This window comes from Acetobacter garciniae, assembly GCF_017377735.1.
In the GTDB taxonomy this organism is placed as follows: Bacteria; Pseudomonadota; Alphaproteobacteria; order Acetobacterales; family Acetobacteraceae; genus Acetobacter; species Acetobacter garciniae.
The window spans coordinates 17,258-38,163 of record NZ_JAFVMH010000011.1; the positions used below are offsets into that span (position 1 = coordinate 17,258).

At 60.7% G+C, this 20,906-nt stretch carries 15 protein-coding genes and 1 pseudogene; 10 read left to right on the forward strand and 6 right to left on the reverse strand.

Going from position 1 to position 20,906, the window contains the following annotated elements; translation table 11 throughout:
- Positions 1–2: 2 nt before the first annotated feature.
- From J2D77_RS15095 to J2D77_RS15130, 8 genes are read left to right on the forward strand one after another with little or no spacing between them, the layout of a single operon-like run.
- Positions 3–977, forward strand: coding sequence for a Nit6803 family nitrilase (locus tag J2D77_RS15095; protein ID WP_207847212.1), 975 nt, complete (start codon positions 3–5; stop codon positions 975–977).
- Positions 974–2,083: an MSMEG_0568 family radical SAM protein gene (locus J2D77_RS15100; protein ID WP_207847214.1), complete on the forward strand. Its 1,110-nt coding sequence runs from the start codon at positions 974–976 to the stop codon at positions 2,081–2,083. The genes J2D77_RS15095 and J2D77_RS15100 overlap by 4 nt, the downstream gene beginning before the upstream one ends.
- Positions 2,080–2,643, forward strand: coding sequence for an MSMEG_0567/Sll0786 family nitrogen starvation N-acetyltransferase (locus J2D77_RS15105; RefSeq protein WP_207847216.1), 564 nt, complete (start codon positions 2,080–2,082; stop codon positions 2,641–2,643). Before J2D77_RS15100 ends, J2D77_RS15105 begins: the two co-directional genes overlap by 4 nt.
- Positions 2,640–3,614 (forward strand): sll0787 family AIR synthase-like protein, encoded by a 975-nt coding sequence (locus J2D77_RS15110; RefSeq protein WP_207847218.1) that lies wholly within the window; start codon positions 2,640–2,642, stop codon positions 3,612–3,614. Before J2D77_RS15105 ends, J2D77_RS15110 begins: the two co-directional genes overlap by 4 nt.
- The gene (locus J2D77_RS15115; protein ID WP_207847220.1) at positions 3,611–4,789 is read left to right on the forward strand and encodes an MSMEG_0565 family glycosyltransferase; all 1,179 of its coding nucleotides are present in this window, start codon (positions 3,611–3,613) and stop codon (positions 4,787–4,789) included. The genes J2D77_RS15110 and J2D77_RS15115 overlap by 4 nt, the downstream gene beginning before the upstream one ends.
- On the forward strand, positions 4,777–5,064 hold the full coding sequence (locus J2D77_RS15120) for an MSMEG_0570 family nitrogen starvation response protein (RefSeq protein WP_019091908.1): 288 nt from the start codon (positions 4,777–4,779) through the stop codon (positions 5,062–5,064). The genes J2D77_RS15115 and J2D77_RS15120 overlap by 13 nt, the downstream gene beginning before the upstream one ends.
- A 16-nt stretch (positions 5,065–5,080) precedes the next feature.
- A complete protein-coding gene (locus J2D77_RS15125) occupies positions 5,081–6,328 on the forward strand; it encodes an MSMEG_0569 family flavin-dependent oxidoreductase (protein WP_207847222.1) in 1,248 nt (415 codons plus the stop codon).
- Between the two features lie 15 nt (positions 6,329–6,343).
- Positions 6,344–8,116, forward strand: coding sequence for an AMP-binding protein (locus tag J2D77_RS15130; RefSeq protein ID WP_207847223.1), 1,773 nt, complete (start codon positions 6,344–6,346; stop codon positions 8,114–8,116).
- 40 nt (positions 8,117–8,156) lie between these two features.
- Here the strand turns inward: J2D77_RS15130 and J2D77_RS17380 are convergent.
- The 3 genes and pseudogenes from J2D77_RS17380 to J2D77_RS15140 form a co-directional block, all read right to left on the reverse strand.
- Positions 8,157–8,273, reverse strand: a pseudogene (locus tag J2D77_RS17380) (3-oxoacyl-ACP reductase); the annotation flags it as partial.
- Between the two features lie 205 nt (positions 8,274–8,478).
- Entirely contained in the window at positions 8,479–9,750 is a 1,272-nt protein-coding gene (locus J2D77_RS15135) for a L,D-transpeptidase scaffold domain-containing protein (RefSeq protein WP_207847224.1), read from the reverse strand.
- 1,012 nt (positions 9,751–10,762) lie between these two features.
- A complete protein-coding gene (locus J2D77_RS15140) occupies positions 10,763–10,948 on the reverse strand; it encodes a TetR/AcrR family transcriptional regulator (protein WP_207847225.1) in 186 nt (61 codons plus the stop codon).
- Positions 10,949–11,021: 73 nt separating this feature from the next.
- On the opposite strand from J2D77_RS15140, the gene J2D77_RS15145 reads away from it, so the two are divergent.
- A complete protein-coding gene (locus J2D77_RS15145) occupies positions 11,022–12,302 on the forward strand; it encodes an MFS transporter (RefSeq protein WP_230975861.1) in 1,281 nt (426 codons plus the stop codon).
- 121 nt (positions 12,303–12,423) lie between these two features.
- Here the strand turns inward: J2D77_RS15145 and J2D77_RS15150 are convergent, their stop codons facing one another.
- A complete protein-coding gene (locus tag J2D77_RS15150; RefSeq protein ID WP_207847226.1) occupies positions 12,424–13,635 on the reverse strand; it encodes an acyl-CoA dehydrogenase family protein in 1,212 nt (403 codons plus the stop codon).
- A gap of 975 nt (positions 13,636–14,610) precedes the next feature.
- On the opposite strand from J2D77_RS15150, the gene J2D77_RS15155 reads away from it, so the two are divergent.
- Complete coding sequence (locus J2D77_RS15155; protein WP_207847227.1) at positions 14,611–17,400, forward strand: bifunctional aconitate hydratase 2/2-methylisocitrate dehydratase; 2,790 nt, start codon at positions 14,611–14,613, stop codon at positions 17,398–17,400.
- Positions 17,401–17,533: 133 nt separating this feature from the next.
- On the opposite strand, the gene J2D77_RS15160 is transcribed toward J2D77_RS15155, so the two are convergent.
- Together J2D77_RS15160 and J2D77_RS15165 are read right to left on the reverse strand one after the other, a co-directional pair.
- Positions 17,534–18,952: an RtcB family protein gene (locus tag J2D77_RS15160; RefSeq protein WP_207847228.1), complete on the reverse strand. Its 1,419-nt coding sequence runs from the start codon at positions 18,950–18,952 to the stop codon at positions 17,534–17,536.
- A gap of 368 nt (positions 18,953–19,320) precedes the next feature.
- A complete protein-coding gene (locus J2D77_RS15165; protein ID WP_207847229.1) occupies positions 19,321–20,877 on the reverse strand; it encodes a vWA domain-containing protein in 1,557 nt (518 codons plus the stop codon).
- Positions 20,878–20,906: the final 29 nt, after the last annotated feature.

Genomic DNA, 20,906 nt, shown 5'->3' on the forward strand with positions numbered 1-20,906 from the left:
CCATGTCCCGTATCGTTCGCGCCGCAGCCATCCAGATCAGTCCCGTCCTTGGCGATGACGGTCTGGGAACTGCCCGGAAAGTCTGTCAGGCCATCCGCGAGGCCGCCGAAAAAGGTGTGAAGCTTGCGGTCTTTCCCGAAACCTTTGTGCCGTACTACCCCTATTTCTCGTTCATCCAGCCGGCTTTCCGTTTCGGCGGTGAACATCTGGAACTCTACGAGCGTGCCGTCGTCATTCCCGGTCCGGTCACCGACATGGTGGCAGAGGCCGCGCGCCAGACCGGCATGGTCGTGGTGCTGGGCGTGAACGAGCGTGATTTCGGAACGCTTTACAACACGCAGATCATCTTTGACGCGACAGGTGAGATCCTTCTCAAACGCCGCAAGATCACGCCCACCTATCATGAGCGCATGGTCTGGGGGCAGGGTGATGGTTCCGGGCTGAAAGTCGTTGAAAGCGCTGCCGGTCGCATCGGTGCACTGGCCTGCTGGGAGCATTACAATCCGCTCGCCCGCTACGCGCTGATGACCCAGCATGAGGAAATCCATTGCGCCCAGTTCCCCGGCTCGCTGGTAGGGCAGATCTTTGCCGACCAGATGGAAGTCACCATCCGGCATCATGCGCTGGAATCCGGCTGCTTTGTGGTGAACGCCACGGGTTGGCTGACGGAAGAGCAGATCAAGGAAATAGCCCGCGATCCCGCGCTGGAAGGCCCGCTGCGGGGTGGGTGCTTCACGGCCATCGTCTCGCCTGAAGGGAAGCTGCTCGGCACACCACTGACGGAAGGCGAGGGGATGGTAATTGCCGATCTCGACCTCGCCCTGATTACCAAGCGCAAGCGGATGATGGATTCCGTAGGGCATTACGCACGGCCCGAACTGCTCAGCCTGCTTCAGGACCGGCGGCCCGCCCGCACCGTTTATTACGTTGGGGAAGCCGATCCGTTTTCCACATCTACAGATGAGGTTGCGTCATGACCGTCCCAATGCTCGGCACGCTTTCCGGCCGCAAGCTTGTCACGGACCTGCAGTCCTTCGGGTTGCAGATCGGCGAGCAGACCGGCGGCATCGCCCGCAAGGGCGGCGCCGGTCCTTCGGATCACAAGACGATCACCATCGCCGGCCAGACCGTCATGGTCCCGGTCTATACATCTGGCGCGCAGCATTCACCATTCCAGGCCAGCCCGCCGGACCAGCACGGGGCCAGCACGCTGCTACGCGATGGGCAGACACTGGGCACCATCCACTTCCCGGCCGCCCCGCGCTTTTATGGCCTGAGCACGTCGGACGGCATTCCCTACTGGAAGATCGCTCTGCTGCATGGCCGTGACACGCTGGCGACCACGGTGCACCAAACGTGCATCCGCTATGCCGACCGGCGCACGTCCTGCCAGTTTTGCGCCATTGGCCAGTCGCTGGAGGCTGATCGCACCATTGCCTACAAGACGCCAGCACAACTGGCCGAGGTCGCCAAAGCTGCTGTGGAACTCGACGGTGTGCGCGACATGGTGCTGACCACCGGCACGCCTAACGTGGTGGACCGGGGTGCTGCCGTGCTGGCGGAATCAGCCCGTGCCATCAAGGCGGCGGTGGATCTGCCGCTTCAGGTCCAGTGTGAGCCGCCGCGCGATCACGGCTGGTTCCAGCGCCTGCGCGACGCTGGGGCGGACAGTCTGGGGATGCATCTCGAAGCCGCAACACAGGCGGTGCGCGAGAAGATCATGCCAGGCAAGGCCACAGTCAGTGTCGATCGCTATATGGACGCTTTCGCCAGCGCCGTGCCGATTTTCGGGCGCGGGCAGGTCAATACCTACATTCTGACCGGTCTTGGCGACAGCGCCGAGGACATTCTGGCCCTCGCCGAGCGTCTGATTGCGCTCGGGGTCTATCCCTTCGTGGTGCCGTTTGTGCCCATTTCCGGCACCCCGCTGGAAAATCATACCCCGCCTTCGGCCGATTTCATGAAGTCCGTGCTCGCGCCAATCGGGCGGATGCTGCGGGAAGCGAACATGAAATCCACCGACATCCGGGCCGGATGTGGCCGTTGCGGCGCGTGTTCCTCGCTTTCGGCGTATGAACAATGACCGTGATCCTCGAAGGTATGGAAGACCGGCCGTTCATCCCTACGGAATATGTCGTGCGGCTGGCCCGCACGCCGTGGGAACGGGCTGGTTACCATGCGCTGCGCCGCGAAGTGTTCTGCACCGAACAACAGGTGTTTGCCGATGATGACCGGGACGCAATCGACGCGGTTGCCATTCCCATCATCGCGGCGTGCTGCATGGCGGGCATGCCGGACCGAGTGGTAGGGGTAGTGCGCATCCATGAAGCCGAACCCGGCGTCTGGCGCGGCTCCCGTCTGGCCGTCCATGAAGACCATCGCAAACTGGGACGGATCGGCGCGGAACTCATCCGCATGGCGGTCAGCACGGCGCACGGGCTTGGGGCTACGCGGTTTCTGGCCCAGGTGCAGGAACAGAACGTGCTGTTCTTCCGACGTCTGCACTGGAAAAGCCTTGGAGCCATGACCCTGCATGGGCTGCCGCATCACGACATGCAGGCCGACCTCTCACGCTATCCGGCGCATGGCCAGGATCAGACTTGGCTGCTGCGCCCGCAGCCTCGTAACCGGCAGGTGGCATGATGGCACACGAACTGACTACACTGCTGCGCACGCTTCGACACGGTCGGGCCCTTGCGGGCAAACAGGATATTGCCGAAACCGTCGCAATTCTTGGTCGGGATACAAGCGATGGTATCCGCCTTGGCGATGACTGTGCTGCCATACCGGATGGCGATGGCTATCTCCTGCTGGCCAGCGAGGGGTTTCAGGACAGCTTCATGCGCGCCATGCCGTGGTTTGCCGGGTATTGCGGCGTGATGGTCAATGTCAGTGACATCGCGGCGATGGGCGGTCGCCCTGTGGCTGTGGTGGACGCGTTGTGGAGCGATACATCCGAGGCGGCCGCGTCCATTCTGACCGGTCTGCATGAAGGTGCGCGCACCTATGGCGTGCCGGTTGTCGGCGGCCATACCAACATGCGCAGCACCCATAATTCCCTGTCGGTGGCGATCCTTGGCCGTGCCCGTCATCTGCTGACCAGTTTCGATGCCCGACCGGGCGAAGTCCTGATCGCCACCATCGACCTGCGCGGCCGCTGGCACGACCCGCACCCGTTCTGGGATGCCAGTTCCGCACTGTGTCATACTCAGGGGGCGGCACGCCTTCGAGATGATCTCGATCTCTTGCCCGGCATTGCCGAGGACGGCCTGAGCCGCGCTGCCAAGGACATCAGCATGGCCGGACTGCTGGGCACCGCGCTCATGCTGGCCGAATGTTCGGGTATCGGCATGACCATCACGCTCGATGACATTCCACGTCCCGACGATGCACCAATGGAACGCTGGCTGTCCGCATTCCCCAGCTATGGCTATCTGCTGACTGCCCGGCCCGAGGCGGCCCGGGCAGTCATGGCCCGCTTTCATGGGCGGGGCATTGCGGCTTCTGTCATCGGGCAGTGTAACGGGACACGGCGCGTGGATGTCGCATGGAGGGATGAAAGGGAAACCTTCTGGGATCTCGCCCGGATGCCTCTCATGGGGTGTGCGCCATGAGCCTCTCCATCGGCATCCTGACCCATTCCACCAATCCGCGTGGCGGCGTGGTGCATGGCATGGCGCTGGCGGAAGCCCTGTGCGAGGCAGGCCACGACGCCACGCTCATTGCGCCGGACGTGACAGGGGCCGGTTTCTTCCGCACGCCCCGCTGCGCCACAAACTGCATCCCGGCCGTGCCCGAGACCGACCTGCCAACGCTGGTGGAACGCCGCATTGCCGAGATCAGGGACGCCCTGCGTGGGCAGCATTTTGACGTGCTGCACGCGCAGGACCCGATCAGCGCCAATGCACTGGCCGAACTGGTGGAAGAGGGACGGATACCGGGCTTTGCCCGCACGGTCCACCATCTTGACCATTTCACGCACCCGGTCCTTGCCGCGCGGCAGGAACGGGGGATCAGGGCGGCGGCCGAACTGTTTACCGTCAGCACAATGTGGGAAGATGTCCTGCGCAACGACCATGGCCGCGAAGCCCCGGTCGTGGGCAACGGGGTTGATCCCGTGCGCTTTTCGTCCGTAGAAACCGCGCACGATGCCACGTTGCGGGCGCGGTATCATCTGCCTGCCGACCGTCACCTGATCCTGTCCGTGGGCGGGATCGAGCGGCGCAAGAACACGCTGCAATTGCTCGACGCATTTCTGGCCCTTCGCCGTGAACAGCCTGATGTGCATCTGGTTGTGGCGGGCGGGGCTTCGCTGCTGGATCATTCTGCCTACCGCACCCGGTTCATGGCGCGTCTGCGCGAAAGCGGTGCGGCCGATCATGTCACCATCACCGGGCTGGTTGCGGATGAGGACATGCCAGCCTTCTACCGGCAGGCGGACGTGCTGGCCTATCCATCCGTAACCGAAGGGTTCGGGCTGTGCCCGCTGGAGGCGCTCGCCTGTGGCACGCCAGTCGTTGTGCCGGAAATCGCGCCCTTTACCGAGCATCTTTCGCGGGCAGATGCGCTGTGGTGCGACCTTGCGCCCCCCGACACCCTGTTTCTGGCCTTGCGGGATGCCCTTGGCGCCCAAAACCGCGAACGCTTCCGGGCCACCGGCCCCGCAACCGCCCGCCGTTTCGACTGGGGCAGCGTCGCCAGCCGTCACCTCCCCGCATACCGGCGTCTAGCAGCGCGGTCGCGCATCGATGCCATTGCTTCAGGAGTTTTGTCACCATGCCCGAAATGACCTTTCGCGTGCGCTGGCCCGATGGGAAGGAGACTGACTGTTACTCCCCGTCGCTGGTCATAAGGGACCACTTCACGCCCGGTCAGGATTATCCGGTCCGGGAGTTTCTTGAAAAGGCGGACACCGCCCTGACGGACGCCAGCGAGCGGGTTCGCGCCCGCTACGGCTTCCCATGCAGCCGCGCCCTTGGCCAGCTTCAGGCCATAAGGCAGGCCAGTGCGCCTTTTCTGAACCAGTCCGACGCGCAGGTGCGCGTCCTGTCTTTCAGTTATTGAGACGAAAAGAACGACCATGACACAGAACGAGAAAAGCATCCCCGTCATCATCGTGGGCGGCGGACAGGCCGGGCTTTCCATGAGCTGGTATCTCTGCCGCGAGAAGGTGGAGCACATTGTCCTTGAGGCAAAGACGGCCTGCCATTCGTGGGATGATGAACGCTGGGACAATTTCTGCCTCGTCACACCGAACTGGCAATGCGAACTCCCCGGCCACCCGTACAAGGGAAAAGATCCGCACGGCTTTATGGTGAAGCAGGAAATCATCGACTACGTCAAAGGCTTTGTTAACTCGTTCAACCCACCGTTACGTGAACACACAGCGGTTACTTCCATCACACGTCACAAGGCCGGTGGCTATCGTGTGGTGGCGGGCGGTGAGACCTGGCACGCAAAGCATGTGGTCATCGCCTCGGGAGCTTACCAGGATGCGGTGATCCCCGGATATGCGAGCGCTATCGATCCATCGATCTTTCAGGTGCACTCACAGGATTACCGTAATGCGGCCCAGTTGCCAGAAGGGGCTGTGCTGGTTGTGGGCAGCGGCCAGTCCGGCGCGCAGATCGTCGAGGATCTGTTCCTTGAAAAACGCAAGGTCCATCTCTGTGTCGGCTCCGCCCCGCGCGTCTCGCGCTTCTACCGTGGCCGCGACGTTGTGGACTGGCTTGCGGACATGCACTTCTACGATCTTACGGTGGATAATCACCCCCTGCGTGACGGCGCACGCGACAAGACCAATCATTACGTCACGGGCCGAAATGGCGGGCATGACCTTGATCTGCGCAAGTTCGCGAAGGAAGGCGTGGGCCTGCACGGCACGCTGGAGACCATCCGCGATGAAGTGGCGCACTTCGCGCCGGATCTGAAAGAAAACCTTGATGATGCGGACAAGACCAATGCCGACATCAAGAAATCCATCGATGCCTGGATTGCCCGTGAAGGGATCAGTGCGCCAACCGAAACGCCCTACGTGCCCGTCTGGGAGCCTGATGGCAGCAACACGCCGCTCGACCTGAAGGCGGCCGGGATCACCTCGATCCTCTGGTGCATCGGCTTCCGTCCGAACTATCGCTGGATTGATCTGCCGGTCTTCAACGGGGCCAACAAGCCGGTCTGGCATCGTGGCGTGACCGATGCGCCGGGCTTCTACTTCCTCGGCCTGCCATGGCTGCACACATGGGGATCGGGACGGTTCTCCGGTGTCTCGCGTGATGCCGCGTGGCTGGCCAGCCAGATCACCGGCAAAGATGTGCCTGTAGCCTGAACGGAGTAAAGCGCCATGCTTCCATGGACGACATACGAGGCGATGTACGATGCGGCACTGACCCAGCCCGAGCAGTTCTGGCTGGCTGCGGCACAGCGCGTCACATGGAAGCAGGCCCCTGTGACCGCATGCAGGACACGGTCGGATGGCTGGCATGACTGGTTTCCCGATGCCACGCTCAATACCTGCCACAACGCCGTGGACCGGCATATTGAAAACGGTCGCGGTGACCAGGCGGCCCTGATCTGGCATTCCTGCGCCACGAAGGAACGGCAGGTGGTAACCTACCGGGAACTACAGGGCAGGGTGGCCGGGTTTGCCGGTGGCCTACGATCGCTGGGAGTAGGCAAGGGCGACCATGTCCTGATCGCCATGCCGACCATGATCGAAACCGCCATCGCCATGCTGGCCTGTGCGCGGATCGGGGCCGTGCATGTGGTGGTTTTTGCGGGTTATGCCGGGCCCGAACTGGCGTACAGGATTGATGATGTGGCACCGAAGGTCATCATTATTGCTAGTTGCAGCTTTCAGGGGCAGACGCCCATCCCGTCTGCGCCCGCCCTGAACGAGGCACTTGCCACGGCAACGCACAGGCCCCAGGCCTGTGTGATCGTGCAGCGCGAAGCTTGCTCGGCCTCGCTTCTGCCGGTGCGGGATCATGATTTTTGTACGCTGGAACAGTCCGCACCAGCAGAGCCGGTCATGCTCCGGTCAGAAGATCCGCTCTATATCCTCCATACATCCGGAACGACGGGCAATGCGAAGGGCATCGTGCGTGACAATGGTGGCCACGCTGTAGCTCTCGCCCTGTCCATGGATCTGATCTACGGCTGCAAACGCGGCGATACCTTCTTCACGACATCGGATCTGGGCTGGGTGGTCGGCCATTCCTATGGCGTCTACGCGCCGCTGATCAGTGGCTGCACCAGTGTGATCGTGGAAGGGGGCGCATCAACTTCTGCGATCCGCGCGCTTTGCCATGAGCACGCGGTGAAATGCCTGTTTACCACGCCCACTCAGATGCGGCTCATGCGACAGGAGAGCCGCTATCTGTCAAGGGCGATACTGCCTGCGCTAGCGCGCATCTTCGTGGCTGGGGAGTATGCGGACCCAACCTTGCTGGAGTGGGCACGGTCGTATTTCCGCAAACCTGTGGTCAATCACTGGTGGCAGACCGAAACCGGGTGGAGCATCACCGCCCATTTCTTTGGCCTGCCCAAGCGTGAACCGGTCTCGCTCATGAACGATATCGGCCGGCCTGCGCCCGGATTCCGTCCGGCCATCGTGTCGTCCATGCCGGGCGAACAATGCGGGGAGATTGTCCTGTCCCTGCCGCTGCCGCCTGGTTGTCTCGCTGGGATGTGGAAGGATGGGGCTATCGACATTCCGTCCGCTTATCTTGATGAAACAGGTAGATATTACCGAACCTTTGACGAAGGCATGATTGAGGCCAACCGCGCCGTTCATATGCTCGGGCGTTCTGACGACGTGATCAAGGTGGCAGGCCGGCGTATTTCAGGGGTGCAAATCGAGAAGATTATTGCCGCTCATCCAGCTGTTCATGCGTGTGCTGTGGTGGCCATGCCTGACGAATTGCGGGGACAGCGACCTGTTGCCTATGTAGCCGTTGACTCCCAGGCCGCCTGCGAACCATCTTCCGAGGAAATCGTAGCACGGGTCAACGAAGTCATCGGCCGCTGGGTTGGTCTGAAGGAAGTCCGCTTCGTCAGGCATCTGCCGACCACGGTATCTGGCAAGATCACACGGAAACGCCTGCTGGTGTCCTGAAGGAATTAGTGCGGCATTGCATTTGTGGAAGGGCCAGCCTTCAGATGGCCTGACCGCCAGAGACCTCGATCCGCTGCGCGTTCACCCAGCGATTACTCTCGGATAAAAGCGAGGCAATCATTGGGGCGATGTCATCTGCGATATCAGGCCTGAACAGCCACGGTTTTACCGGAGAGTAAAACTCTCGGAGGATGAGCCCTATGGCAGAGAAAAAGAAAATATCGAGTTATTCGCCTGAATTCCATGAGCGAGCCGTGCGCCTTCTGGACAAGCATCGCTCGGATTACCCGAGCATTTCGGCAGCCTGTCGCAAAACCGTTACAAGTCCAAACGCGTGCTGCCTTCCCCATAGGCTAGTCCTATCACGAGGGTAGAGGCACACGGGCATGCGGCGGCCTATGCAACTGCTTCCAGAGTGCAGGGTCCCGGTTGTAGAAATCCGGCGCGTATCGCAGCGCGCCGTTTTCGTCCACGAACGCGGTCAGGTAAATGACGAAGACCGACACACCCGTAGGTAGGTCGTGACGCGTCGTCTTGCCGGTCGCGATCTCCTGATCCACGGCCTTGAGAGGTTCCTTCAGCAAAATGGCTGCCAATTCCCGCGGATTTTGCACCCGGATGCACCCATGGCTGATACGGCGGTTGACACGATTGAACTCGGACTGGTCGGGCGTGTCGTGAAGATAGACGTCAAAACGATTGGGCATGTCGAACATCAGCAGGCCGAGCCCCGCTTCCGGCCCCGCCATCTGCTCGATTTCTCCGTTGGGAAGCATGATCATCCTGTTGCGGGCAAGATAGTTCGGATCGCGACTGATCTTGGGCAGCATCTCACGCGTCACGATGTCTTTCGGAACGACCCAGGGCGGATTGAACAGGCTCGCTTCGATTAGCGCCTGGAATTCCGGGCTCTGGTTGCGCTTCGCGTCCTGCCCGACGATCACCCGGGTGGCCATTACTGGCTGGTTATCGTGATAGGCCACCAGCCGTTCATCCGCCACGTTGACCACGATGCGATCGGCGGGCATCGCGCGCGGCAACCATCGCTGGCGTTCGAGATTGACCTCGATCCGGCGCTGGCAATCCACGACCTTGCGCCGTTCAGTCGGTCCTGCGGAACGGCAGGTCCGCAACGCCTGTCGCAGGGCGCGATAGGCCGGGGTCGTGGGGGCGAGGCTTTCGATCATAGCCACCGGATCAGCGGCGTCCAGGGCCTGGCTCACTTGGGCCGCGACATCGACCGCCGCGGGGATCAGGGCCTGATTGTCGTCGCGTCGTTCCGGCGGTACGGCCCCGTGCGCCAGAGCGTCGGCATAGGACAGTGCTGCGTCCGACAGCAGAAGTTCACGCTCAAGCGGTGTCAGGTTCTTGTTGTGCCGCAACAGGTCGGCGTGAAACGATACGGGGTCCAGACCTTGGTCGCCCGCTTGGGCAATGGCCTTCAGGATGGCCTGTGCCTGGGCGGGATGTTTATCCCATACCGGTTCAAAGTCATGGCGAGCGTAAAATCGTTTCAGCAGGCCGCCGTTGAGCGTGTCCCCCCGCGCGGTGACCGACTCCGGTGCGTTGAGTGCGCGCCCTATCTCGGTGGACGCATACTCCGGGACGGCGGTGCAGGCGGAGAGAGCCGCCACCGCCGCCAGCGCGCAATGGCGGGCGGCAGCAACCCATCGGCCCGCAGTGCGTTTTATTGTTCTGATCGTTGAGGAATCGTCATAATATGACCCGTTTTGCCACCATGATGTAGACACGAAACACGACTCCTCGATCTTCAGTATGACGTAAATAGCAGTTTGACTTTCTGTCGAGTGATGTTCTTAACTACTTACTGTCCATCAGGGACTGAACAAAGGGGTAACAGATGTCCGCGAATTCCAAAACATCGTCCCGTTACAGACTGCTCCGTAATGCGGCGCTTGTAGCCGTCGTCATTCCTCTGTCGCTGCTCGCCGCTTGCGCAGACGACAAGCCACCGCCGCCCCCACCACCCGCGCCCGCCGAAGCACCGCCCCCCCCGCCGCCCCCGCCGCCAGCACCTCCGGCCCGCGGCTGACGCCTGCTTTCGACAGTTCAATACATGAGCTTCCAGCTCCTTCATGGAGCTGGAAGATTTGAAAAACTTTTTGGATATAATGCGCTCTCTGGTCTTGTAATGAGGGAGGCATGAAACACTCCAGTTTCTTTGATGTTGAAGACTGAACTGCCCAGATTTTACCGAAGAGCGATTGCAGGCCCTTATTCTGCTCAATTGTGCGCTGCAGTATCGAGCAGCAGTCGTGCCAGTTTGCCGGTCTGTGCCACAGGGCCCGGAGAGAGAAAGACCTGCCCGCAGGTATAGGTGCTTTCCATAATCAAGATCAGGCCATCGGTCAGCAGGTCAGGATCGTCTGTCGTCAGAGTGCATACTTTCTGCCTGACCCACTCACGGATTTCCTGTTTCAGACGTGCGACTTCCTGACGAACGGGGTGTTCCGGTTCCGGATACTCGGCAATGGGATTAGTCAGCGCGCAGCCACGATAACCGGGCTGGCTAGGCCGTCGGGCCAGGTCATCGAAATAGGCGAGAATTTGTGTACAGGGATCATTTGGATGATCGTGGCAGATCGCGTCAATCCGGTACCAGAACGCCTGCTGGTAATCCGCCAGCTACGCGGCCGTCGGCCCATCCTTGGAGCCAAAAGCCCTATAGAGAGAAGACTTGGTCACACCCGCCTTGTGTACGATCTCACCCACGCCAACGGCGCGAATACCCTGATTGTAGAACAGGTCACGCGCCGAACTGCGGATTTTACTGGCCGCACAGGGACGGGGGAGAGCTTTGGGAGACGACATTTCCAAACTCGCAACTGGCGATGTTACCGATCGGTACCGATGGTCGGGACAACGTAACTTATCGGTCAGTCATATGAAACTTTCCATACCCCGAAACAAGGGAACACAACGCCCGCACATCTTCGTTCTGGTGGTCGGGCTCACGTTTCTCTCGCTGCTGGTATCCGCCGGTGTCCGGGCCACGCCCGGCGTGCTGATGATGCCGCTGCAGGACGCCTTGGGCTGGAGCCGCAGCAGCATTTCCGTCTCGGCCGCCGTGGGAATATTCCTGTACGGGCTCGTCGGGCCTTTCTCCGCCGCCCTCATGCAGAAGTTCGGCATCCGCCGCATGCTGATTGGTGCGCTGCTGCTGATCGGTCTATCGACGCTCATGTCACTGGACATGACGCAGCCCTGGCAGTTTTTTCTGACCTGGGGTGTGCTGACCGGTTTTGGCACGGGTGCGGTGGCGATGGTGCTGGGCGCCACGGTGGTGAACCGCTGGTTCGTGGCCCGGCGCGGCACGATCATGGGTCTGCTAGCCGCCAGCACGGCAACCGGTTCGTTACTTTTCCTGCCGGGTCTTGCAGGACTTGCCCATCATTTCGGGTGGCGGGCACCTGTCATGGCCGTTGCCGCAACCACCCTGATACTGGTGCCCCTTGTGGCTCTTTTCCTGCCAGAGCACCCTGAGGATCGTGGACTGGTGCCACATGGGGCGGAACCGGATCATGAGCCGCTCCGGTATACGGACCAAAACCCTTTACGCACGGCCATAACGGCCCTGCTGGCGGCCGCGCGCAAACGAGACTTCTGGTTTCTGTTCGCGACCTTCTTTGTGTGTGGCTTCACTACGAATGGACTGATCGGCACGCATTTCATCGCAATCTGCGCCGACCATGGCATCGGGGAAGTTCCGGCGGCAGGATACCTTGCCATGATGGGAATGTTCGATCTTATCGGCACCACGCTGTCCGGCTGGCTGACAGACCGGCTGGATGCGCGCTGGCTGCTGTTTTCCTATTATGGACTGCGGGGGCTGTCGCTGATTGCGCTACCCTTCATCGATTTCTCGCCTGAAAGTCTGATGATCTTCGGGATATTCTATGGCCTCGACTGGATCGCAACCGTTCCGCCAACCCTGCGCCTGTCCAACATGGCGTTTGGGGAACGCTCTGCCCCGATCGTGTTTGGCTGGATCGTGTTCGGACATCAGATCGGGGCGGCCTGTGCCGCCTCCCTCGCAGGCATACTGCGACAGGCGCAGGGAAGCTACCAGGACATGCTTGTTCTGGCAGGTGCCGCCGGAGTAATCGCCGCGTTTCTTGCTATAAGCATTGGCAATGGTCGCGCTTCGCCTGGAACACTGATCTGAAAATCGGATGGTGCGGAGCGGGACGTTTTGCCATGGCCCATGAAGAAGCGTGCATAACGACCAGCCCCCCAAATCTCGGGACGAAATATCAACCGGCACCCGAGGCATGGTGCCAACAACGTTAACCATACAAGGAGGGCTCTGGAAGCCAGCCCGTGAGGAGATGTCGGCCAATCTCTTCATGTTTCCAATCGACCGGATCGTGAAGTGAGAGCGTTCTCGCATCGCGCCAGTAACGGTCGAAGCCGATCGATTCCCTGGTCGCCCGCGCCCCCATGGCGCTCATGATGTCCGACGTGGCACGCAGGCTCACCCGGGAGGCAAGAGAGCGTGCCGCATAGACGGCCATGGCGGCTTCCGCCCGCGGAATAACGCCGGATGCACGCAAGTCGAGCCCGTTGGCGGCGTCACGGATCAGGGCGACGGCTCCGGCAAGCTCCGCGCCGATCTCGCCAAACAGGCGGCGCACCATCGGGTCGTCACTGGCATTTTTCCCTTGTACGGAAATCCATGGCCGCGCCTGTTCGCGCACAAAGCCGGCCGCATAACGCAATGCGGCCATCCCGATCCCGGCCATGATTGTAGAAAAACCATGCTGGTAACGAAGGGATGACCAGTCGGGTGGGGATGGGTTCTCCTTCGGTATCACCAGTCCTGGTACGGTTCGCACATTGTCCAGTATGACAGTGCCTGAGGCTGTCGCGCGTTGTCCCATGCCGCTCCAGTCGTCCAGAACGGTCAAACCAGCCGTCCGACGGGGGACGAGGTCGAAGCGCATGGCTCCGCCGGCAATGTCGTGGGACGTAATGGCGATAAGGTCGGCCCCCATTGCTCCCGTGGCGTAAATCTTGCGGCCGTTGAGGATATGACAGCCATGGTCGGGTGTTGCAACGACATGCCCGAACTGATCGGCGCGGGCTCCTTCCTCCGCAATCGCTTGACCGATAATGATATTGCGCGATGCAATGTCGTGGCCCAGGCGGCGGCATGTGGCATCATCCGCGAAAGTGAAGATTTCGCGCACCAGATCGTCATGGACCTTATATATTTGTGCGACTGACGGATCTGCGCTGGCCATGCGCAATAGAATTTCCTGGGACTGGGCCTGTGTCAGGCCCCAGCCGCCATAGGAGCGGGGTAGGGCAGCGGCCATTACACCACATGCCTTCAGCGCTACGATGGACGTTGTCGGATAGTGCCCCTCTCGATCGGCGGCAGGTGCGTTGGGGGCGATGGAGTGATGAATGACGTCATACAGGGTTTCGATATGTGGCCGCAGAATGTCAGGCCAGACATAGGAAGGAATAAGGGCCGCCAAGACAGAAGCATCCATGTGTTCGTCCTTATGGGAAGGAATGGGTCTATATATTCACCATATGTTGATTTTTGGAAGGTTTCATGCTTAAAGACAGCGGTTCCTGTTCACCGCTGCGGCCCGAGGGATGATCGTACAGAACTTCGCATTCTACGCCGATATGCCCGAGGACATGCGTTATCTACGCAAGGTTGACGGCAGACAGACCTGGATCGAACAGGACATGATTTTCCTTCTGCCGCCACGGCTTCGGGATTTCAGGAAAAATCTTTTCCATGTCAGATACGACCAGAGGTCGGACAGTGCTTTATATGCCCCGCTCTTTCAAGTAAAATGCATTGAAGCCGAAACATGCGACATGAATGGCTTTGAAGGGCCATATAATGTCTTTCCCTTTTATGAAAAGGTTTTCCGGCGCAGGCGGAACTATCGTGATTACTATGTTCTGTTTCTTTTTAAACACAAGTCCGATTACCAGAAATATCTTCGGCTTTACTGAGTTAAGGCCGGTCGCCCCGGAGGCAGGAGAACCCTGAACCAGGGAGCCGGATGACATCCCCTCACTCCATCGCGGTCGGCATTGGAGCATCTACGACAATGGCCCGGCAGGGGCGGTCAACGGTTTATGCGATGCCAGGGTCATCCGTGAAAATCAGAGCCGGCTCGATATCGCAGGCTTCGGTTAAAGCCGGGCAGTTCAAGAGTGCCAGTGCCGGAAAATTGAAATGACAATTGCTGCGTCATCGGCCAGATCGGGAAAGCTCAGGGGGGTTAAAATTGGTGATCGCATATTCCAGTCCAGCCGGCATGTGGATTGCCATTTTTAAGCCGTCAACGCTGAATTCAAAGGACTATTGTTGCTGAAATGCCGTGTCTTGTCAGTCGGCAGGGGTTGGCGTAACTGGGATCCATCAGAACCTTAAGCCGACTTAACCATACCGGTTTGCGGGGCCGCGTTTCAGGTCCATACACCTCAATGACGTTGGAATTGCGATGAACGCCTACTCAGATTACCTGGCCGAAATCAAGGACAGAGAAAAGCAAGGGCTTGCCCCCAAGCCGATCGACGACGGCGGCCTCGTTCGTGAAATTATCACGTTGATTGAGGATCCCGGTAACGAACACCGGGCAGAGGCCCTCAAATTCTTCATTTACAACACGCTGCCCGGCACAACGAGTGCCGCCGATGTCAAAGCGGCCTTCCTGAAGAAGATCGTCCTGGGCGAAACGGTTGTCCCCGAGATTACCCCAGCCTTTGCGCTCGAACTGCTTTCGCACATGAAGGGTGGTCCGTCGGTCAGGGTGCTGCTCGATATCGCCCTGGGCGATGACAGCGCGATCGCCAAGCAGGCGGGCGAAGTACTGAAGACCCAGGTCTTCCTCTATGACGCCGACATGTTCCGGTTGCGCGATGCCTACAAAGCCGGCAACGCCGTCGCAAAAGACGTGCTCGAGAGCTACGCCAAGGCCGAATTCTTCACCAAGCTTCCGGATGTCGAAGACGAGATCGAGGTCGTGACCTTCATCGCCGCTGAAGGCGATATCTCGACCGACCTTCTGTCACCGGGCAATCAGGCGCATTCGCGCTCGGACCGCGAATTGCACGGCCAGTGCATGATCTCGCCCGAGGCGCAGCAGGAAATCGTCGCCCTGCAAAAGCAGCACCCCGGCAAGCGGGTGATGATGATCGCCGAAAAGGGCACGATGGGCGTGGGCTCGTCGCGGATGTCTGGCGTGAACAACGTCGCACTCTGGACCGGCAAGCGGGCCAGCCCCTATGTGCCTTTCGTCAACTTCGCCCCGATCGTCGCTGGCACCAACGGTATTTCGCCAATTTTTGCAACCACTGTCGACGTGACCGGTGGTATCGGCATCAACCTGAAAAACTGGGTCAAGAAGACCGACGCAGACGGCAAGCCGGTCCTGAACAGCGACGGCAACCCCGTTCTTGAGCAGAAATATTCAGTCGAGACCGGCACTGTCCTGAAGATCGATGTCAAGAACAAGCAGCTTCGTGACGAGAACGGCAAGGAGCTGGTTGATATTGCCGCCGCATTAACTCCGCAGAAAATGGAGTTCATGAAGGCGGGCAGTTCTTACGCGATCGTTTTCGGCAAGAAGCTCCAGACCTTTGCGGCCCAGACGCTGGGGATCGAGGCCACCCCGGTCTTTGCACCGAACAAGGAGATTGCGCTTGACGGCCAGGGCCTGACCGCGGTCGAGAAGATCTTTAACCGCAATGCCGTTGGTGTAACGCCGGGCAAGATCCTGCACGCGGGTTCGGACGTTCGTGTGAAGGTGAATATCGTCGGTTCCCAGGACACAACTGGCCTGATGACCGCACAGGAGCTTGAGGCGATGGCAGCGACCATCATCTCCCCCCTTGTGGATGGCGCATACCAGTCTGGCTGCCATACGGCCTCCGTGTGGGATAAGAAGGCACAGGCGAATATCCCGAAGCTCATGAAATTCATGAACAACTTCGGCCTGATCACCGCGCGTGACCCCAAGGGCGTCTATCCCGCGATGACGGACGTGATTCACAAGGTGCTGAACGACATCACCGTGGATGACTGGGCGATCATCATCGGGGGCGACAGCCATACCCGCATGTCCAAGGGTGTGGCCTTTGGTGCCGACTCTGGCACCGTGGCGCTGGCACTGGCCACGGGCGAGGCGACGATGCCGATCCCGCAATCGGTCAAGGTTACGTTCAAAGGCACGATGCAGCCGCATATGGACTTCCGTGACGTGGTGCATGCGACACAGGCGCAGATGCTTAAGCAATGCGGCGATAACGTCTTTCAGGGCCGCGTCATTGAGGTGCATATCGGAACGCTGCTTGCCGACCAGGCCTTCACTTTCACCGACTGGACAGCCGAAATGAAGGCGAAGGCTTCCATCTGCATCTCGCAGGATGAGACGCTGATAGAGTCGTTGGAAATCGCCAAGTCGCGCATCCAGATCATGATCGACAAGGGCATGGAAAATGCCGCAGGCACGTTGAAGGGCCTTATCGCCAAGGCTGACAAGCGTATTGCCGAGATCCGCTCGGGCGAAAAGCCCGCGCTGGCCCCCGACGACAATGCGAAATATTTTGCCGAAGTCGTGGTCGATCTCGACGAGATCAATGAGCCGATGATCGCCGATCCGGATGTAAACAACCCTGACGTGTCCAAGCGCTACACCCACGACACGATCCGCCCGGTTTCGTATTACGGCGGCACCAAGAAGGTAGACCTTGGGTTTGTGGGCTCCTGCATGGTGCATAAGGGCGATATGAAAATCGTGGCCCAGATGCTCAAGAACCTTGAGAAGGCGCAAGGAAAGGTTGAGTTCAAGGCGCCGCTGGTCGTCGCTGCGCCGACCTATAACATCATCGATGAACTGAAGACCGAAGGGGATTGGGAAATCCTGGAGCGCTATTCCGGCTTCGAATTCAATGACCTGCTCCCCAAGGCCACCCCGCGGACCGAATACGAGAACATTCTCTATCTGGAACGTCCGGGCTGCAATCTCTGCATGGGCAATCAGGAAAAGGCGGAAAAGGGCGATACCGTTCTGGCGACTTCGACCCGCCTGTTCCAGGGCCGTGTCGTTGAAGATTCCGGCGAGAAGAAAGGGGAATCCCTTCTGGCCTCGACCCCCGTCGTGGTGTTGTCGGCTATCCTTGGCCGGATGCCGAGCAATGAGGAATACATGGCTGCCGTCGAAGGGATCGACCTGACCACCTTCGCTCCGCCGAAAGTGACGCCGATCGATTCCATGTCCGTCCATTACTAGGACCGATGGACATCGGGCTTTTTTGTGGAGCCCATGATTCCCTGAGCACCGTATTGATGCGGTACAAGTTGAAAGAGGCGCAATCCCGATGGATTGCGCCTCTTTTTCTTTCCGGCCAAGTCAGCGCCCCGGTTCAGGGAGAGCGGCGGGCAGACCTGCGCCCCCTGTAGCCCATGTTGCCCGCCATGATACAGCCAAAGGGGTCGATATAGTCCTCGATCTCGGCCAGGCCGTATTCCCCGATCTGCTGCACCACCGTATCGGCCCTTTTGTAGCTTGAGGGCAGTTCCGAGATATCCACCTTGCCTCCGTAAAAACGGATATCCAGCCCCTGTGTCTCGGCCGTAAGCAGCGCTTCCGCCGTGATGGCTCCCATGCGGCGGCGGTGCTCGGTTCGCGTGAAGTTGCGACCCGCGCCGTGGGGCGCAAAGCCCAGCGCGTGGGGGGCGTCGTTTCCGCGTGCGATCAGGACCGGCTCGGCCATGTTCAGCGGAATGATCACCTTGCCACAGGCATCATCGGCATGCTTGCCCCAGGCGGGTGTCGCGCCCTTGCCATGGTAGAACAGGCCATCACGCTCGAACACGAAGTTATGTTCGTTCCAGAACCGCTCCACCACATTGGCCCGTACCGCCGTGCTGATGGCGTGGTGCAGCGTGGCATGATTGTCCTTTGTCCACCGGTGCGTCAGTTGCAGAGCCTGCCAATAGGCACGACCATCCTCGCTATCGGCCGGTATCCATGCATTCTGGGGCAGCGTGTCGGGCGAAAGCTGCTGTCTGTAGCGCTCCGCCACCTCCATGCCGGAGGTGTACAACCGTGCACCCGGCCCGCGTGACCCATGATGCGTGACCATGACCGTATGCCCCGTACTGCGCGAACGCCCGACAAACAGGAAGTGATTACCATCCCCCTGGGTACCCATGTGGGTCCGGGCCGCGTCCAGGGTCTTTTCGCGCTTCAAGAACGGGTTGGCGCGGAATGCGTCCAGCAGATCGGGGTCCACCGCGAAGCGGTTGCCATCCTTGCGCCCACCGGGACCGAAATGCGTAATGGCCGAAGCCGCATCCAGCACCATCCTGGGCTCGGCATTACCAAGGTCGGTCATCATCACCGAGCAGCATATGTCGGCCGAATGCATGCCGGGATGAATGGCGTTGCGCGTCGCGACAATGCCGCCCACAGGAATGGTGCCCAGCGGTCCCGCCGGGCAGGCATCGGGCATGACGGCCCCGGCTTCCACCGTAGGGGTGCGCAGCACTTCGCGCATCGTGGCCAGCACCTTGTTCATGTTGGTGGTTTCGTCCTCGTTTTCCGCACGAAGCGAGATATGCAGCGGCACCTCGCCTTCCGCACGCAAGGGCAGGAGCGACGGCGGGGGTGGCGACAGATCGGCCGCCAGCAGAGAGCGGATCTGGGCACTGTCCATTCCGTCTTTTTGCGCGGTACTGGCACGCGCCAACAAGGCGGCAAAGCCGGCACCGGGACGGTGGCCCCATGCAATCAGGTCATTTCCAGTTATGGGGGCTGGATGTTCATGGGTCATGGTCATTCACGTCTTCTTTCCAGGCCGCGCGTGCGCAGGCACCCGCGGTTATGTGCGCATGATCCCGGCAACCGGCCCGTGGCTTACGCGGGCCGGCCACACCATGGGGACAAGGGCTGTGATGGACTTGATGAATGTAGTCCGCCATGCATTTCCCCGGCGGTCGGGGTGGCTAAAAAGGCCCTGGCGACAAGGGGATGGGGGGACATAAGGGCCCCATAGGGGCTGCCTTCACGAATGTAGTCCCCCCTTGCATTCGCCAGGGGTTGGAAAATGGGGCCGGAGACAAGGATGGTGGGGAGCGGGATTTGAACCCGCGACAGGCGGTTGCCCGCTGCCTTTCCTGTAATCCCACCGGCATTCCCCGGGCCTGTTCAAAGGGGCTGGGCCATGATCTGCCCGACCCAGTGTGTGGCCTCCATCCGGCCGGATGCGAATTCGGCCATCTGGTCGAAGGCCGCATCGGAAAAGCCGCCTATATTCAATACATCCTCCCGTTCGAGCACCTGTGCGGTGCCGTAAGGCTGGATATCGATGCATACGAGGCGCGCTTTCCGGTTACGGGCCTTCAGCTTTGTCCACTCCCGCAGCATGCCTGTGGGCGTCCCATCGGGCCGTTTATTGCCCCAGGACTGGTTATCCGACACGAACACCACAAGGTCCGGTGCTTCATGCCGGGCGTTGAGCCACGCCAAGGGGGCCGCGCAATCCGTGCCACCGCCGCCCAGTTCCGCAAGCCGGCGGGCATTGGTCAGGATCGTATCCCGCGGCTCCAGGGCGATGTCCCGCACCTGTTCCTCGAAGGGCAGGATACGTGCATCCGGGTTGCTGCGCTTGATCGCCGCAGCCACAAGAGCTGCAACATCAATGCACTGCACCGCCGTGGCGGCGCCGCTCCGGTACCCCGTAACCGGCGAACGCATGGAACTGGACACGTCGGGGCACACCACAACCTGCCCGGCAAACCGGGGCACGTTGGCGACCGCACGCTCCATGGCGTCATGCAAGGCCTCCCGCAGGGCAGGCGGCACCGCCTTGTTCAGGGCGCGCAGCGTGGCCAGCAACTGGTAGGGCAGGGCCTTGGCCGCCCTGATCCGTTCCGGGTCGCACAGCACACTCGCCACATGCGCTATGACCGCAGGGTCCGCAAAGGCGCCGTTGCGTGTCAGCATGTTCAGCCCCTGCCGCAGGGTCTGCCATGAAGCCGTGCGGGCGACAGCACCCCACTGCCCGGGCGTAAGCGGCAGGCTGCCCAGCAACTGGAACGGCACGGCGGGCACCTGTTCCGACACGCCAGAGCGGAAGGCCAGCAGGTCCTGCACGATGGGCGGCAGGGCCGACACATCGACAGGCCGGTCGATCAGCCACGCATAGAAGGCTTCGCGCTGCGGGTCAGCCGGACGTGGATGGACCATGCGAATGACATCGGCCAATGACGGTGCATTCCCTACCGACGCTGCCAGAAGCTGCCCGTCGGAGGCACCATTCAACCAGTCCCGCACCATGGCCTTGGGGCGTGAGCCCAGGGATTTACGCCCGGCCTGTCCAGACCGCATGATCTGCACAAAGGTGCGCAGCACCCGGCCCGATGTCACCACCTTGGGGAACGCACGGGCAAACAGCACCGGATCTCGCCCGGACAGAACAGCCAGCAGCAAAGCAGGCGTATCCTTCATGTGCCCCTTGTCCCGCGCATGGATGGCAGTGCGGGCCAGGAAATCCGGGTTTACGGTGTTGGCCAGTTCGATCAGGGTTCGCGCCTGTGCCTGTGCGTCCTGGTAATAGCCACCGCCGAAAGTGCCTGTCATGGCAAGCTGGGCGAGCTTATGGGCCGGAGCGAGGTCATAGGCAGGAGCACCTGCCGCGTTACGGGTGTCGGCCTGCGGTGCGAACCGCCCCCGCAGCGACGCAAACACCGATCGGTTTGCCATGGCTTTGTTTCCTTTCTTCGTCACCCCTC

Bases quoted from the DNA above. Each gene is read 5' to 3' on its own strand.
- J2D77_RS15095 (WP_207847212.1), top strand. From the start codon at position 3: ATGTCCCGTATCGTTCGCGCCGCAGCCATCCAGATCAGTCCCGTCCTT.
- J2D77_RS15100 (WP_207847214.1), top strand. From the start codon at position 974: ATGACCGTCCCAATGCTCGGCACGCTTTCCGGCCGCAAGCTTGTCACG.
- J2D77_RS15105 (WP_207847216.1), top strand. From the start codon at position 2,080: ATGACCGTGATCCTCGAAGGTATGGAAGACCGGCCGTTCATCCCTACG.
- J2D77_RS15110 (WP_207847218.1), top strand. From the start codon at position 2,640: ATGATGGCACACGAACTGACTACACTGCTGCGCACGCTTCGACACGGT.
- J2D77_RS15115 (WP_207847220.1), top strand. From the start codon at position 3,611: ATGAGCCTCTCCATCGGCATCCTGACCCATTCCACCAATCCGCGTGGC.
- J2D77_RS15120 (WP_019091908.1), top strand. From the start codon at position 4,777: ATGCCCGAAATGACCTTTCGCGTGCGCTGGCCCGATGGGAAGGAGACT.
- J2D77_RS15125 (WP_207847222.1), top strand. From the start codon at position 5,081: ATGACACAGAACGAGAAAAGCATCCCCGTCATCATCGTGGGCGGCGGA.
- J2D77_RS15130 (WP_207847223.1), top strand. From the start codon at position 6,344: ATGCTTCCATGGACGACATACGAGGCGATGTACGATGCGGCACTGACC.
- J2D77_RS15140 (WP_207847225.1), bottom strand. From the start codon at position 10,948: ATGTCGTCTCCCAAAGCTCTCCCCCGTCCCTGTGCGGCCAGTAAAATC.
- J2D77_RS15145 (WP_230975861.1), top strand. From the start codon at position 11,022: ATGAAACTTTCCATACCCCGAAACAAGGGAACACAACGCCCGCACATC.
- J2D77_RS15150 (WP_207847226.1), bottom strand. From the start codon at position 13,635: ATGGATGCTTCTGTCTTGGCGGCCCTTATTCCTTCCTATGTCTGGCCT.
- J2D77_RS15155 (WP_207847227.1), top strand. From the start codon at position 14,611: ATGAACGCCTACTCAGATTACCTGGCCGAAATCAAGGACAGAGAAAAG.
- J2D77_RS15160 (WP_207847228.1), bottom strand. From the start codon at position 18,952: ATGACCATGACCCATGAACATCCAGCCCCCATAACTGGAAATGACCTG.
- J2D77_RS15165 (WP_207847229.1), bottom strand. From the start codon at position 20,877: ATGGCAAACCGATCGGTGTTTGCGTCGCTGCGGGGGCGGTTCGCACCG.